This is a genomic window from Defluviimonas sp. SAOS-178_SWC (genome assembly GCF_039830135.1).
Taxonomy (GTDB): domain Bacteria; phylum Pseudomonadota; class Alphaproteobacteria; order Rhodobacterales; family Rhodobacteraceae; genus Albidovulum.
Genome location: NZ_CP156081.1, coordinates 536,945 through 551,758 on the forward strand (window position 1 = coordinate 536,945; position 14,814 = coordinate 551,758).

14 protein-coding genes and 1 tRNA gene are annotated in these 14,814 nt (G+C 66.0%); 3 read left to right on the forward strand and 12 right to left on the reverse strand.

All coding sequences use genetic code 11. The features are described from left to right. Positions 1–57: 57 nt before the first annotated feature. Together V5734_RS03495 and V5734_RS03500 are read left to right on the forward strand one after the other, a co-directional pair. Positions 58–1,029: a DMT family transporter gene (locus tag V5734_RS03495; protein ID WP_347312128.1), complete on the forward strand. Its 972-nt coding sequence runs from the start codon at positions 58–60 to the stop codon at positions 1,027–1,029. A 63-nt stretch (positions 1,030–1,092) separates the two neighbouring features. Further along, positions 1,093–1,169: transfer RNA gene (locus V5734_RS03500), tRNA-Pro, on the forward strand. 182 nt (positions 1,170–1,351) lie between these two features. On the opposite strand, the gene V5734_RS03505 is transcribed toward V5734_RS03500, so the two are convergent. From V5734_RS03505 to V5734_RS03540, 8 genes are all read right to left on the reverse strand, one after another. Next, a complete protein-coding gene (locus tag V5734_RS03505; RefSeq protein WP_347312129.1) occupies positions 1,352–2,140 on the reverse strand; it encodes an FAD binding domain-containing protein in 789 nt (262 codons plus the stop codon). A gap of 11 nt (positions 2,141–2,151) precedes the next feature. Then, a complete protein-coding gene (locus V5734_RS03510; RefSeq protein WP_347312130.1) occupies positions 2,152–4,521 on the reverse strand; it encodes a xanthine dehydrogenase family protein molybdopterin-binding subunit in 2,370 nt (789 codons plus the stop codon). Positions 4,522–4,532: 11 nt separating this feature from the next. Continuing rightward, a complete protein-coding gene (locus V5734_RS03515; protein ID WP_347312131.1) occupies positions 4,533–5,015 on the reverse strand; it encodes a (2Fe-2S)-binding protein in 483 nt (160 codons plus the stop codon). 28 nt (positions 5,016–5,043) lie between these two features. After that, positions 5,044–5,559 carry a CoxG family protein gene (locus V5734_RS03520; RefSeq protein ID WP_347312132.1) on the reverse strand — a complete coding sequence of 172 codons (516 nt, stop codon included), beginning with the start codon at positions 5,557–5,559 and terminating at the stop codon, positions 5,044–5,046. Positions 5,560–5,777: 218 nt separating this feature from the next. Beyond that, positions 5,778–7,037, reverse strand: coding sequence for a vWA domain-containing protein (locus tag V5734_RS03525; protein ID WP_347312133.1), 1,260 nt, complete (start codon positions 7,035–7,037; stop codon positions 5,778–5,780). A gap of 81 nt (positions 7,038–7,118) precedes the next feature. After that, a complete protein-coding gene (locus V5734_RS03530) occupies positions 7,119–8,030 on the reverse strand; it encodes an AAA family ATPase (protein WP_347313564.1) in 912 nt (303 codons plus the stop codon). 59 nt (positions 8,031–8,089) lie between these two features. Further along, the gene (locus V5734_RS03535) at positions 8,090–9,427 is read right to left on the reverse strand and encodes a sensor histidine kinase (protein WP_347312134.1); all 1,338 of its coding nucleotides are present in this window, start codon (positions 9,425–9,427) and stop codon (positions 8,090–8,092) included. Positions 9,428–9,481: 54 nt separating this feature from the next. Continuing rightward, entirely contained in the window at positions 9,482–10,153 is a 672-nt protein-coding gene (locus tag V5734_RS03540; RefSeq protein ID WP_347312135.1) for a response regulator transcription factor, read from the reverse strand. A 277-nt stretch (positions 10,154–10,430) separates the two neighbouring features. Between V5734_RS03540 and V5734_RS03545 the strand changes: the two genes are divergently transcribed. Next, positions 10,431–11,597, forward strand: coding sequence for a Do family serine endopeptidase (locus V5734_RS03545; RefSeq protein WP_347312136.1), 1,167 nt, complete (start codon positions 10,431–10,433; stop codon positions 11,595–11,597). 77 nt (positions 11,598–11,674) lie between these two features. On the opposite strand, the gene V5734_RS03550 is transcribed toward V5734_RS03545, so the two are convergent. The 4 genes from V5734_RS03550 to V5734_RS03565 form a co-directional block, all read right to left on the reverse strand. After that, positions 11,675–12,436: an aldolase/citrate lyase family protein gene (locus V5734_RS03550; RefSeq protein ID WP_347312137.1), complete on the reverse strand. Its 762-nt coding sequence runs from the start codon at positions 12,434–12,436 to the stop codon at positions 11,675–11,677. A gap of 70 nt (positions 12,437–12,506) precedes the next feature. Continuing rightward, positions 12,507–13,538, reverse strand: a complete 1,032-nt coding sequence (locus V5734_RS03555; protein WP_347312138.1) for a Gfo/Idh/MocA family protein — start codon at positions 13,536–13,538, stop codon at positions 12,507–12,509. Continuing rightward, a complete protein-coding gene (aroQ, locus tag V5734_RS03560) occupies positions 13,535–13,972 on the reverse strand; it encodes a type II 3-dehydroquinate dehydratase (RefSeq protein WP_347312139.1) in 438 nt (145 codons plus the stop codon). Before aroQ ends, V5734_RS03555 begins: the two co-directional genes overlap by 4 nt. Positions 13,973–14,024: 52 nt before the next feature. Then, positions 14,025–14,723 (reverse strand): GntR family transcriptional regulator, encoded by a 699-nt coding sequence (locus V5734_RS03565; protein ID WP_347312140.1) that lies wholly within the window; start codon positions 14,721–14,723, stop codon positions 14,025–14,027. Positions 14,724–14,814 lie beyond the last annotated feature (91 nt).

The window sequence follows — 14,814 nt, forward strand, 5'->3', positions numbered from 1 at the left end:
CACCCGTCGCCGCGCCGGTTCAATGGTGCGAGCGGTAACAAAACGGGACCGCCGGCGATGACGGGCGCTCACAATCTTCGCGGTGCTATCCTCGCGCTGGTGGCGATGGGGGTCTTCGCGACCCATGACGTGGTGGTGAAGGCCCTGGGCGTGCATTACTCTGCGGTCCAGATCGTCTTCTTCGCCGCCCTTCTGAGCTTTCCGATCGTCTCCGTGATCCTTCTGAACGATGCGAGCGAGGCGAGCCTGCGCCCACGCCATCCCTGGTGGGTGCTTTTGCGCACGGTCTGCACCGTGATCACCGGCGTCTCGGCCTTCTACGCGTTCTCCACCCTGCCGCTGGCGCAAGTCTACGTGATCCTCTTTTCCTCGCCGCTCCTTATCACCATCCTTGCGATTCCCATCTTGGGCGAGCGGGTCAGGGCGCGGCGCTGGGCGGCGGTGATCGTCGGGTTGATCGGCGTGCTGATCGTCATGCGGCCGGGACAGTCGGCGCTGTCGGTCGGACATCTGGCGGCGTTCGTCGCGGCGGTCTGCGGGGCGACCGCTTCGGTCATCGTGCGCCGGATCGGGTCCGATGAACGCTCGGTCGTCCTGCTGCTTTTCCCAATGGTCGGGAATTTCCTCGCCATGGGGCTTGCACTGCCGTTCGTTTACCGGGCGATGCCGGTCGAGCATCTAGGGATGATGGGGGTGATTGCGGTTCTCGGCCTTATCGGGTCGTTTCTCGTCATCCTCGCCTATCGGGCGGGCGAGGCGGTGATCGTCGCGCCGATGCAGTATTCGCAGATCCTCTGGGCGACGGCCTATGGCTACTTTCTCTTCAATGAACGGCCCGACATGGCGACCGGGATCGGCGCGGGCGTGATCATCGCCTCCGGCCTCTACATCGTCTTCCGTGAAAGCAGGATCGGTGCCTCCGGGCACCAGCCCGTGATCGAGACGCGCGGCCGGACCGAAACCGTGACCACGCCCCGGTCGAGCGTCTTGCAACGGGTGCTCCGTGGACGGACCGACCCGACTTCGTAAGATCGCCGGTCCGATCCCCCTTGCCAAAGCTCACGGGAATCGGTAACCCCGCCCGGCAAAGGTCGGAGCGTAGCGCAGCCTGGTAGCGCACCTGCTTCGGGAGCAGGGGGTCGGAGGTTCGAATCCTCTCGCTCCGACCAATTTTCCCGATACTTCATGAGGCTTTCCGGAACGGGATCTGCGATTTGCGCTGTCGCAGTGGTCAATGCCGTCCCATCTCTCCACGAGATTCGGTGTCGGCCCCGATCAAGGCCGGTTCGACCTGTTCCCAATGAATACCCCCGCCGCAGCGGGGGTATCGTCCTTACGAATTATCGGCCTATCAGGCGGCAGCGACCGCGCGTTTGGTCATCACCTTCACGAGGTTCGCCCGGTAGGCCGGCGTCCCGTGCAGATCGCCGATCATGCCGTCGGCGGCGATGGACAGACCGTCGATCACTGCGGGCGAGAAGTTCGCGGACAATGCCGCTTCGGCGTCTGTCCAGCGGAACACGCCGTCCTCCGACGCGCCGGTGATCGCGATCCGTACGCCCGCGCCGTATTTCGCCACGAAGGCACCCGTCAGCGCGAACCGCGAGGCCGGCTGCTGGAACTTCGCGTAGGCGGCGCGTTCCGGAATCGGAAAGCGGACCTCTGTGATGATCTCGCCAGGCTCAAGCGCCGTGGTGAAAAGACCCTCGAAGAAGTCATCCGCCGCGATCTTCCGGGTGTTGGTGACGATGGTGGCCCCGGTCGCGAGAACGGCTGACGGGTAGCAGGCCGAGGGGTCGTTGTTGGCGAGCGAACCGCCGATCGTTCCCCGATTCCGCACTGCCGGGTCGCCGATCCCGCCGGCAAGGGCAGCGAGAGCGGGGAACTTGCTCGCCGCCTCCTTGGCAACGGTCGCATGGGTGGTCGCGCCACCGATGCAGAACGCGCCGTCATCGCCGGTGCAAACGCCCTTCAACTCGGCAATGCCCGAGAGGCTGACAAGAACGGCCGGTGAGGCCAACCGCTGCTTCAGCGTCGGGATCAAAGTCTGCCCGCCACCGAGCGCCTGCGCGTCTTCCTGCCCCATCGCCTTCCCGGCTTCGGCGAGGGAGGCCGGTTTCACGAATTCGAAATTGTACATCTGCTTCCCCCTCAGCCGTTGATCGCCGACCAGACGCGCGAGGGCGAGACCGGCATGTCGATATGGGTGACGTGTTTGTGCCCGCCGCGCTGGAGCGCGTCGATCACCGCGTTGACGACCGCCGGCGGCGACCCGATTGCCCCGGCCTCGCCGCAGCCCTTCACACCCAGCGGATTGTGGGTGCAGGGCGTCTGGCAGGAATGGTCGACCTTGTAGAACGGCACATCGTCGGCGCGCGGCATGGCATAGTCCATGTAGCTGCCCGACAGGAGCTGGCCGTTCTCGTCATAGGCCGCCGCTTCCAGAAGCGCCTGCCCGATCCCCTGCGCCAGCCCGCCATGGACCTGACCCGAGACGATCATCGGATTGATGACGTTGCCGAAATCGTCGGCCGCCGCGAACGAGCAGACCGTGACCTTCCCGGTTTCCGGATCGACCTCCACCTCGCAGGCATAGGCGCCGGCGGGATAGGTGAAGTTCGACGGATCGTAGAAGGCGGTTTCCTCCAGCCCCGGCTCGAGATCTTCGAGCGGGTAGTTGTGCGGAACGTAGGCGGCAAGGCAGACCGCGCCCCAGTCCACCGACTTGTCGGTGCCGGCGACGGAAAACTTGCCGTCCTTCAGTTCGATATCGCCCTCGGCGGCCTCCATCAGGTGGGCCGCAATCTTCTTGGCCTTGGCGATGATCTTGTTCGTCGCCTTGACCATCGCCGATCCGCCGACCGCGAGAGAGCGTGAGCCGTACGTGCCCATCCCCATCGGCGTGTTGGCGGTGTCGCCGTGCACGACCTCGATCATGTTCTCGGGAATGCCAATCATCTCGGAGATCACCTGCGGGAACGCCGTCTCGTGGCCCTGTCCGTGGCTGTGGCTGCCGGTCATCACGACAAGCCCGCCGGTGGCGTTCACCCGCACGGTCGCGCTTTCGTAAAGGCCCGCCCGGGCGCCGAGCTGTCCGACGAGGTTACTGGGGGCAATGCCGCAGGCCTCGATGTAGCAGTTCACGCCGAGACCGCGCAGCAGGCCCTTCTTCGCGCTTTCAGTCCGGCGCTTCTCGAACCCGGCGAGGTCAGCGATCTCTTCAAGCTTGTCCATCGTCGCTTGATAGTTGCCGGTGTCGTACTGTACTGCGACCGGGGTCTGATAGGGGAACTCGTCCTTTCCGACAAAGTTTCTCCGCCGGATCTCTATCGGGTCGATCCCCATTTCGCGCGCCGCCTTGTCGATGACACGTTCAAGCTGGAAGGTCGCCTCCGGCCGGCCGGCGCCGCGATAGGCGTCGACGGGAACGGTGTTGGTAAAGACCGCCTTCACGTTCACGTAGATATGCGGGGTCTTGTAGTTCCCGGCCATCAGCGTGCCGTGCAAGTAGGTCGGCACGGAAGGCGCGAAGGTGGAAAGATAGGCGCCCATATTCGCGTAGGTCTCGGTCCGGATCGCCTGGAACATGCCATCCTTGTCGAGCGCGAGTTCGATCTTCGTCACATGGTCGCGGCCATGCGCGTCGGTCAGGAAACTCTCCGAGCGCGAGCAGGTCCATTTGACCGGACGCCCGACGACCTTTGCGGCATGGGTGACGAAGGCTTCCTCGACATAGTGGAAGATCTTCGATCCGAAGCCGCCGCCCACGTCCGGCGCAACGACCCGCAGCTTGTGTTCCGGGATGGAAAGCACGAAGGCCCCCATCAGAAGCCGGATCACATGCGGGTTCTGGCTCGTGGTGTAGAGCGTGTAGTCGTCGCCCGCCTGGGAATAGTCGCCAATGGCGACGCGCGGTTCCATCGCGTTCGGCACCAGCCGGTTGTTGACCAGTTCCAGCGTCGTGACGTGATGCGCCTTCTTGAACGCCTCGTCGGTCGCGGCCTTGTTGTCCTCGATGAATCCCCAGTCGTAGCAGAGGTTGGACCCCACCTCGTCATGAACGAGCGGGCCGCCCTGAACGGCGGCCTTCATGTCCACGACGGCGGGCAGTTCGTCGATGTCGACGACGACCGCCTCGGCCGCGTCGCGCGCCTCTTCCAGCGTCTCGGCCACCACGCAGGCGATGGCGTCACCGACGTAGCGCACCTTGCCCTCGGCGAGGATCGGGTGCTTTGGCTCCAGCATCGGGTTGCCGGCGCGGTCATGGATCTGCCAGCCACAGGGCACACCGCCCTTGCCGTCGAAGTCTGCGGCGGTGAAGACCTTGAGCACGCCGGGCATCGCCTCGGCATCGCTGGTGTCGATCTTGCGGATCTTGCCATGCGCGACCTGGGAGCGGACGAAGACCGCATGTGCATGTCCGCGCAGGTTGATGTCATCTGTGTAGCGGCCCTTGCCGGTCAGGAACCGCACATCCTCGCGCCGCTTGCTGCTGGCGCCAATACCGTGATCTTTCGGCATGTTCCCCTCCCTCACTCGGCCGCGATCTTCGACACGTCCTGTCCGGACGCGGCGAGGACCGCCTTGACGATGTTGTGGTAACCGGTGCAGCGGCAGATGTTGCCTTCGAGGTAGTGCCGCACGTCGGCCTCGGTCGGCTGCGGGTTCTCAGACAGAAGGGCAGCCGCCGACATCACCATGCCGGGCGTACAGAAGCCGCACTGGAGCCCGTGATGATCCTGGAACGCCTGCTGAATCCGGCCGAGCGTGCCGTCGGGATTGGCCATGCCCTCGATCGTCGTGACGTTGGCGCCGTCGGCATCGGCCGCGAAGATTGTGCAGCTTTTCACCGCCTTTCCATCCACATGGACAACACAGGCGCCGCACTGCGATGTGTCGCAGCCGACATGGGTGCCAGTCAGGCCGAGCCCCTCGCGCAGGAACGACGACAACAGCGTGCGCCCCTCCGCCTCGCCGGAAACGGCTTTGCCGTTCACGGTCAGTGAAACTTTCATTTTGTTCTCCTCCCTGTATTCCCCCGGCTCAGCCGCCGAATGTGCGCTTGAGCCAACCTTTCTTTTCACCGTCCCCTTCGGGTTCTGGCACTTGCGGGTCCGCCGGCCCCTCGATCGTCTCCTGGAGCCGTTCGAAAAACTGGTCAGCGAGCTTCTTTGCGAAGCCGTCGATGATCCGGCTGCCGAGTTGGGCGAGCTTGCCGCCCACCATCGCCTCGACGTCGTAGGACAGCCGGGTGCCTTCGCCCTCGGGCGCGAGCGTCACCCTGGCGCCGCCCTTGGCGAATCCGGCGGGTCCGCCCTTGCCCTCGCCGGTGATGGTCACCGCGCGGCCGGGCTGGATATCGGAGAGCGTGACGACACCGGTGAAGCGCGCCTTGACCGGTCCGACCTTCTGCACGACCACCGCCTCGTACCCCTCCTCGGGTGAACCGGTGAGGCTTTCGCAGCCGGGAATCGAGGCCATCAGAATGGCAGGATCGAGGATCGCCGCCCATATGGCGTCGGGGCTGGCCTTGATGTCTCGGCTGTCGGTGAGCTGCATGATCTTCCTACGCAATGTTGCTTCGACCGGGTTAAGGGTGCGGACTCACCTGACGCGAGGCTATCTGACCTTGGTCGGTGTTGTCATCTCTCCGTTTCGGAGTTTTTCCGGGGACCGGACTGACCGGACAGGGGGGGCACAAATCCGCGACAGATGGAAGTTCCTCCATACCCGCTTCGTTGATGCCCCGAATTCCTCCCCGCCGCGCGGTCGTCACATCAAACGCCGATCAACCGCATCAGCCGATCCTTCTCGCCTGAATCCCTTGCGGCGCCGATGGCGCGGCCGAGGTCGTCGAGCGAGGCGATGGAGTGACCGGCACGGAAACTGTCGACATGCGGCAACATGGCCGCGATGCCGCGCGCCTTTGGCACGAACCCGTCCCAGCGCAAGAGCGGATTGATCCAGATGAGACGGCGCGCGGAAAGGTGAAGCCGCTCCATCTCGCGCGACAGGTCGGCGGCCGGGTCGCGGTCGAGGCCGTCGGAGATGAGAATGACGACGGCGCCTTGCCCCATCACCCGCCGAGACCAGTCGCGGTTGAAGGCGTGGAGGCAGCTGCCGATCCTCGTGCCGCCTTGCCAGTCCTGTGCCTCCGCCCCGGCGGCGGCAAGCGCGGCGTCGACGTCCCGATGCGCGAGGTGGCGGGTGATGTTGGTCAGCCTCGTGCCGAAGGTGAAGGCATGGACCTTGGCCCAGCCCGCGCCCTTGCGGTTGGCCACCGCGTGGACGAAGTGCAGCACCATCCGGCTGTATTGCGACATCGAACCCGAGATGTCGCACAGAACGACGAGGTTCGGCCAGCGTTCGCGGCGCCTTCGGGTCACGAGGGCCTGCATCTCGCCGCCGCGCCGCATCGCCTGCCGCATCGTCGCCCGCCAGTCGGCGACGCGGCCGGCCGGATCGGTCCGGGTCCGGCGCGAGGCGAGCGGGCGGACGGGCAGCTCCAGCTTCGCGATCATGCGCTTCGCCTCGGCGATCTCGGCGACCGACATCTGCTCGAAATCGAGCGTGCGCAGCCGCTCCTCGGCCGAGATTGTCGCGGTCGCATCGGCCTCGATCTGCACCTCGTCGTTCTCGCCTTCGCCCATTTCGGGCGTGTCGCGGGCGACGCCGTCCAAGAGCGCCTCGGCCGCGCGCTTTTCCGCCGCCGCCGCACGGCGGTCCTCCTGCACGCCGCGCACTGCCGGCAGCATCAGGCTCATCATGTGTTCGAGATAGCGCGGATCGCGCCAGTAGAGCCGGAAGATCTGGGCGAAGACGGCGCGCTCCTCGGGACGGGAGACGAAGACGGCGTGGAGGACCCAGTAGAAATCGCGCTTCTCGGAGAACCCCGCCGCCTCCACCGCGCGGATCGCGTCGAGAACCCGGCCCGGGCCGATCCTGAGTCCGGCCTTGCGGAGCGCCCGGGCGAAATGGGTGATATTGGCGGTGAGCTTGCCGTCCTCGGGGATGTCGAGGGGGGCGAGGTCAGCCATCGTGGCACGCGCGGGGGCGCTGCCCCCGCACCCCCGGGATATCTGAGGCAAGATGAAGGGAATGGGTGAAGAGACCCTGTGTCATGCCGGCGCGAGATCGGCGCGGACCTCGTCGAGGAGTTTCTTGGCCGGCGATCCGGTGATCTTCGCGATATCGTCCTGGTATTTCAGGATCGCGCCGAGCGTGTCGGCGATGACCTCGGGAGAGAGCGCGATGACATCGAGGGCGAGGAGACACTTGGCCCAGTCGATGGTTTCGGCGACGCCGGGTTTCTTGAAGAGGTCTTCGGTCCGGAGTTTCTGGACGAAGGCGACGATCTCGCGGCTGAGGCTTTCGGTCGCCTCGGGGGCGCGGGCATGGAGGATCGCCATCTCGCGGTCGAAGGTCGGGTAGTCGACCCAGTGGTAAAGGCAGCGCCGTTTGAGCGCGTCGTGAACCTCGCGCGTCCGGTTCGAGGTGAGGATCACGATGGGCGGCTCGGGCGCGCGTATCGTGCCGAGTTCCGGAATCGTCACCTGGAAATCCGAAAGGGCTTCGAGGAGAAACGCCTCGAAAGGCTCGTCGGTGCGGTCGAGTTCGTCGATCAGGAGAACCGGTGCGCCGCCGGGCTGCGGCCGCATCGCGGCAAGGAGCGGGCGCTCGATGAGGTAATCCTCGGTGAAGAGCTCGGCCCGGAGCGCGTCGCGATCGGCAGTGCCGCCGGCCTCGGCGGTGCGGATCGCGATCATCTGGGCGGCGAAGTTCCAGTCGCAGACGGCGGAGGCCGCGTCGAGCCCCTCGTAGCACTGGAGCCGGATCAGGCGGCGGCCGAGGGCGGCGGCGATGGCCTTCGCGATCTCGGTTTTGCCGGTGCCGGCCTCGCCTTCGAGAAAGAGTGGCCGGCCGAGTTTCAGCGCGAGAAAGACGACCGTGGCCAGCGCCCGGTCGGCAACATAATTCTCGTCGGCGAGAAGCCGGCCAACAGCGTGTATGTCTTCGGGCAGGTGGGGCATGGCAGGATCGCTTCGCATGGCGCCATGCTGGTCGCAGCTTCTGGCGCGGTCAAGAGTGCTCATGCGGGGTGTGAAGGTGCGTCGGGCGGCGCGGGAAATAGCAGCCGGATGCGCAAGCCAGGTGCGTTGTCGCCGAGGATGAGTTCGGCCCCATGCGCTGCCGCCGTGGCCGCGACGAGCGCCAGACCAAGGCCGTTGCCCGGTGTGGTCCGGCTCTGTTCCAGCCGGTAAAGCCGACGGAGGACATTGCCGCGTTCCGCTTCGGGGATGCCGGGGCCGTGATCGGCGACTTCAAGCTCTGGTCTGCCGCCGATCCGACCGACCGAAATGCTGATCTCGGTTCCGGAAGGGGTGTGACGGAGTGCGTTTTCGATAAGATTGGCAAGCGCCTGGCCGATCAGGCCCCTGTTGCCGGAGATCGTAATCGGAGCGTTCGGCAGATTAAGGGCGATGCGATGGCCGCTTTCTTCCGCCGACGGCGTATAGAGTTCTGCGATCTCGGCGGCGACGCGGGCCAGATCGACGGGCTCGAACCGTGCCCGGACGCCGCCGCCTTCGATCTGGGCGATCTGCAGGAGCGAGTGGAATACCCCGACGGCGCCTTCGGCCTCGGCGATGGCGCGGTCGGCTAGGGCGGCTTCGGCACCGTCGTCGGGCAGGCTGTCGCGTAGATCGTGCAAAAGCACGGTCATTCGCTGCAAGGGCGTCTTGAGGTCGTGGGCGATGTCGGCCGAAACCTGCCGCAGCGCTTCGGTCGAGGCTTCCTGCGCGGCGGCCATGCGGTTGATCCGCGCGCCGATGCGGGCGAGGTCGTCCTCGCGCCCCGGTTGGGTCGGTATCCGCGCGTCGAGCGCGCCTTCCGAGAGCCGGGCGAGCGTCGCCTCGATCTGATCGACGCGGCGGCGCGCTCGCGCGGCGATCATCGCGCCAGCACCGAGCGAGATGAGAACAGTCGGGGCAAGACTGAGAAGCAGGAGGACAAGGAAGGTTTCGCGCAGCTCGCTGAGCGGCGCGCGGCTTTCGCCGACGACGAGGATGCCGCCCGCCATCCGTTCGACCCTGGGAAAGTACCCGTCGCTCCCGAGTGGTCTGCCGTCAGGTTTGCGGCGGATCTCCACGCCGTCGCCGGTCAGGAACGCATCGGCATTGCCGGTGACGCGGCCATCAGGGGCAATATAGACGAAAACACGCTGGGCCGGATCCGCGACGTCGGCCTCGGCCGCGACGAGGATTTCGAGCGCGGTCGGAGAGGCCGCGACCTGGAATCCGGCCATGTGCTGGGAGAGGTTGGCGCGAAGCGCGTCCTCGACCCCGCCGCGCAGCTTGAGATAGGCGAGACCCAACGTCACGAGGTTCACCACCGCGACCACGGCAACGAGCCCGATCGCCTGGCGCATCGGGGTGGACCCGGCACTGCGGGCGAGGGCGCGGCGGAGGCCGGAGGACACCCTTCAGCCCTCGATCTTGTAGCCGGCGCCGCGCACCGTGTGGATCAATTCGCGCTCGAACGGTTTGTCGACCTTGGCCCGCAGCCGGCTCACATGGGTTTCCACGACATTCGTCTGCGGATCGAAGTTGAGATCCCACACTCCTTCCAGAAGCATCGTCCGGGTCTGAACCCTGCCCTTGCGGCGCAGAAGGTGTTCAAGGAGCGCGAATTCGCGGGGGAGAAGGTCGATGGGTTGGCCGGACCGGGTGACGGTGCGCGCGATCAGGTCCATCTTCAGGTCGCCCGCGGTCAGCACCGTCTCGGCCACCGGCAAGGCGGCGCGACGGGCCAGAACGGCGATCCGCGCCGAGAGTTCACCGAAGGCGAAGGGTTTGACGAGGTAGTCGTCGGCGCCCGCCTGCAGCCCCTCGATCCGGTCATCGACGCCGCCGATCGCCGTGAGGAAGATCACCGGCACGGTGATCTTGGCCGACCGCAGCGCCCGGACCAGGGAGATCCCGTCGAGGCCGGGCAACATCCGGTCGACGATCGCAACGTCGTACCCGCCCGACATCGCCTGCATCAACCCGTCGCGCCCGTCGCTCAGGTGATCGACGACATGGCCTTCCTCGCGCAGCCCCTTCAGGATGTAGGCGGCGGTTGTCGGGTCGTCTTCGATCAGCAGGAGCTTCATGGCGTCCGTCGGGGATTGTCCAACCGCAATCTAGTCGCGCGGCCGCCCATGCGAAAGTGCGTCGGTGCGGGTCTTCGTGCCGCAAGCATGCCGGAAGGTTTCTGCGCGACTCTGCGCGCGGGATTACAAACCTGTAAGAACGGCTCGTATTCTCCCTTTGACGAAGTCGTGAGGTTCCTCACATATCTGCAACCTTTCTGACGAAGGTCTGCAAACTCGATGCGCGAGAACGGATCATCATCCGGAATATTCCGGACCGTTACCAAGGAGTTGAACCATGCAGATGTCTCGCGGTTTCCTTCGCGGCCGGGTGCCCGCGCTTGTCGTGGGCGCCCTGATGGGCGCCACGGCGCTGACCGCCGCTGCCCCTGCCTTCATGCCGCAGCCCGCCTATGCCTTTGCTGCGCCTCAAGGGGGCTATGTCGACCTTGTCGCCAAGGTGGCGCCGGCCGTCGTCTATATCGAAGTGACCAAGGCGGCGGCGCCCGCCGATTTCAACTCGGAGAGTATGCCGCAGGGCTTCCCCTTCGACCAGTTCATGCAGCGCTTCGGGATGCCGATGCCGGGCCAGCCGGGAATGCCGGGCACCCCCTTCGGCGGCGCGCCCGAGATGCACGGTGTCGGCACCGGCTTTATCATCTCGGCTGACGGCCAGATCGTCACCAACGCCCATGTCGTTGACGGTGCCGACAGCGTGATGGTCACGCTCGCCGATGGCCGCAAGGTCGAGGGCAAGGTCCTTGGCGCCGATCCGGCGACGGATATTGCGCTGATCAAGGTCGAGGCGGGCAAGGATCTGCCCACCGTCGCGTTTGGCGATTCCACGCAGCTCAAGGTCGGTCAGGACGTCGTGGCGATCGGCAATCCCTTTGGCCTGGGTAATTCGGTGACGTCGGGGATCGTTTCGGCGCTGGGCCGTGACATCAATTCCGGCCCCTTCGACAACTACATCCAGACCGATGCAGCAATCAACAAGGGCAATTCCGGCGGCCCGCTCTTTAATGCCGATGGCGAGGTCGTGGGCATCAACACAGCGATCTTCTCGCCTTCCGGCGGATCGGTCGGGATCGGCTTTGCGGTGCCGTCCGAGACCGCGAAATCGGTTGTCGCCGATCTCGGCAATGGCGGCACGGTCGAACGCGGCTGGCTTGGCGTGCAGATCCAGCCGGTGACCGAGGATATTGCCGCAGCGCTCGGCTTCGACAAGGCCAAGGGCGTGCTGATTGCCGATGTCAACGCCGATACGCCGGCCGCCAAGGCTGGGCTGACCCGGGGCGACATCGTGCTCAGCGTCAATGGCACCGAGATCAATGATCCGCGCGAGCTGACGCGGATGATCGCGACGGACGCGCCCGGTACGGAGGTGAAACTCGGGCTGCTGCGCGCGGGCAAGCCGGTCGATACCGTGGTCACGCTCGGGACGCGGCCGGAACAGCCGGCCTGAGGTCAGCCGCAGAACAGAGCGACGGCGGGCGCGTCTGCGCCCGCCGGTTCTGTTTCTGGCGTTAGATCCAATCGCCCTCAGAACCGCGCGCGGAGATCACGCACGCCTTTGACGAGGATACCGAGATCGACGGCCACCGCCGTGAAGAGCGTGCCGAGATCCATGCAGCGCCGGGCGAAGCTTTCATCGAGGGTCAGGATGCCGGCGGGCTTGCCCATCGCGTTCAGCTTCGTGATCGCCGTTTCGATGGCGGCGACCACGTCCGGATGGCCGGGATTGCCCGGATGTCCCATGCTGGCGGCAAGGTCCGACGGGCCGATGAAGATGCCGTCAACGCCGTCGACGGACGCGATTGCTTCAAGCGACCGCATCGCATGGGCAGTCTCCACTTGCAGAAGCAGGCAGATCTCGTCGCTTGCGGTCTGGGTGTAGCGATCCACTGCCCCGTAGCGGCTCGCCCGCGTCAGGCCCGCGACGCCGCGGATCCCGGCGGGGGGATAGCGTACCGCCCGGACCGCCGCCTCCGCCTCCTCCTGAGACTGGATATAGGGCAGGAGCAGGGTCTGGGCGCCGTGATCGAGAATGCGCTTGATCAGCACCGGATCGTTGAAAGCAGGCCGCACGATGGCGCTCGTCTCCGGATAGCCGGCGATGGCCTGAAGGGCGAGGAGTACGTCGTTGACGTCGACGGGGCTGTGCTCGGTATCGACCAGCACCCAGTCGAAACCGCACCCGGCGAGCAGTTCCGGTACGGTGTTGCCGCCGATGGAGTTCCAGATGCCAAGCTGGTGCCGGCCCGCCTTCAGCGCGGCCTTGAAGCGGTTCACGGGGTTCTTCATGTCTCGCTGCCTTTCGCCTATTGGCCACACACTGTCCTTCGCCGCGACGAAGCGCAAGCGTCCTGCGCGCTCAGTTCAACCGGATTGTCCCGCCCGTGACGGCCGAGTTTTTCACGGCCTCGATCACGCGCTGGTTCCTCAATCCCTCGGAGGCGGGGACCAGTGGCGGTTCCTCGCCCCGGATCACCGCCGCGAACTGGCGGATCTGCCGGACCAGCGGATCGTCAAGGCCGAATGGCAACCTGGTCGCGCTGATCGGTTCCCACCAGCTCCGCTTGCCCGGATTGGACCAGAGCGCGAGGTTGGGCAGCGCCAGCGACCCGTGCGTGCCGCCGATCCAGTAGCAGCTTTCGCCCGTCGCGGGATAGGCGGCATTCTCGCGCGCCGTCAGTTCCCACGACCACGGGGCGACGATGGTGTCGGACAGATTCACGGTGCCGAGCGCACCGCTTTCGAACCGCAGGAGGATGACGGTCGTATCCTCCACAGCATTTTTGCGGACGGCATTCGATTCCATCGCGTGGACCGATGCCACCTCGCCGCAAAGATGGCGCAGCAGGTCGATGTCGTGGATGAGGTTCAGATGGACCGGCCCTGCGCCCGTCTCGCGCCGCCAGCCGACCTCGAAGTATTCGTCCGGCTTCATGAACCAGGTCGTAGCCTGCACCGCGGTGATCTGGCCAAGGCGCCCCTCCGCGATCTCCGCCTTCGCTCGCGCGATCAGCGGATTGTGCCGGCGGTGATGGCCGACGGCGACAGGCACTCCGGCGCGTTCGGCCGCCGCGACGATGCGTTCCGCACCCGCCAGATCCGTCGCGAGCGGCTTTTCCACGAGAACCGGCAGCCCGGCCGCGATGCAGTCGAGCGCGCCGTCGACATGATGCCGGTTCGGTGTGGCGAGGATGACGCCGTCCGGCCGGTCCGCCGCGATCATCTCGCCGAGCGTGGGGAAATGCCGGGCGCCCTGTGCCGCCGCCACCTCTCGCCCGGCCTCGGCGGGGTCGGCGACGGCGGACAGCACGACGCCGGGAACCGCTGCGATCGCCTCGGCATGACGCTGGCCGATGAGACCCGCGCCGACGAGCGCGATCCGCACCGTCATGCCAGGAGCGTCGCCATGCGCCGCACCGCCAGCGTGTAGCCCTCGACCCCGCATCCGGCGATCACGCCGTCCGCGCGCGCCGAGACATAGGAATGATGGCGGAAGGCCTCGCGCTTGTGGATGTTCGAGATGTGGACCTCGATCACCGGCCCGTCGAAAGTGTTGAGCGCGTCGAGGATGGCGACGGAGGTATGTGAAAGCGCCGCCGGATTGATGACGATCCCCGCCGCCGCTTCGCGCGCCTCGTGGATCCAGTCGACGATCTGGCCCTCATGGTTCGACTGCATCAGCTTCGACGTCATGCCGTGCTCGGCCGCGACGGCGGCGCAGCGCGCCTCGACATCGGCCAATGTGTCGTGGCCGTAGATTTCCGGCTGGCGCTTGCCGAGCAGGTTCAGGTTTGGTCCGTTCAGGATGTAGATCAGCTTGGTCATCTGGGATCCTCGAAGTGGCGGGAAAGAGGTGTGCGGGAAAGAGGCGGCATGGCTATTCCGGCCTTTGGTCCGGTGGCCGGCTGATCCGGGTGGACAGGTCCAGCCCGGTGCGTTCGACATGGCGGCGCAAAAGCACGCAGGCCGCATCCGCGTCGCGGCGCACGGCCGCAGCCTCGGCAATCGCCACATGTTCGGCGGACATGTCGCGGTTTTCGTCGAGCCCGGCGCCGAACAGCCGCCGATAGCGCAGGTTGAGATCGTGGAGGTTCCGGCAGAATCCGACCAGTATCGGCATCCCGCAGCCCTCGATCAGAGCGAGGTGGAACGCCGAATGGGCCGCCTCCCGCGCGCTGTCCGTAGCCGAGGGATCGCGCGACGCCCGATTGAGCCTGTGCAGCGCGCCGAGAACGGCGCTTTCCCAGTCGATCTCGGCCAGCTCGACCGCGTAGCCGAGGGCGAGGCTTTCAAAATCGGCCCTGAGCCGTGTCACTTCTGCCAGATCGTCAACCGAAACCGGCGCGATCCGGAAACCGCGCTGATCCTCGGATTCGACCAGCCCGACTGTCACGAGACGCGAGACCGCCTCGCGCAGCGGGCTCAGAGAGATACCGAAATGCGTCCGCAGCCGGTCGAGGTTGACCTTTTCTCCCGGGGCGAGGTCGCCGCGCAGGATCGACTGGCGCAGATCCTCGGCCACGCGGCTCGCGCGCGTCGCCTTGACCGGCCTTTCGATTGGTCCTGCCTGCGGCATGGTTGATCTCCGTTTGTCGCACGGTAGATTAATTAATCGATTATATGCAAGATGCTACGATATGATGGACTTGATCATGCGGAGCATGCAG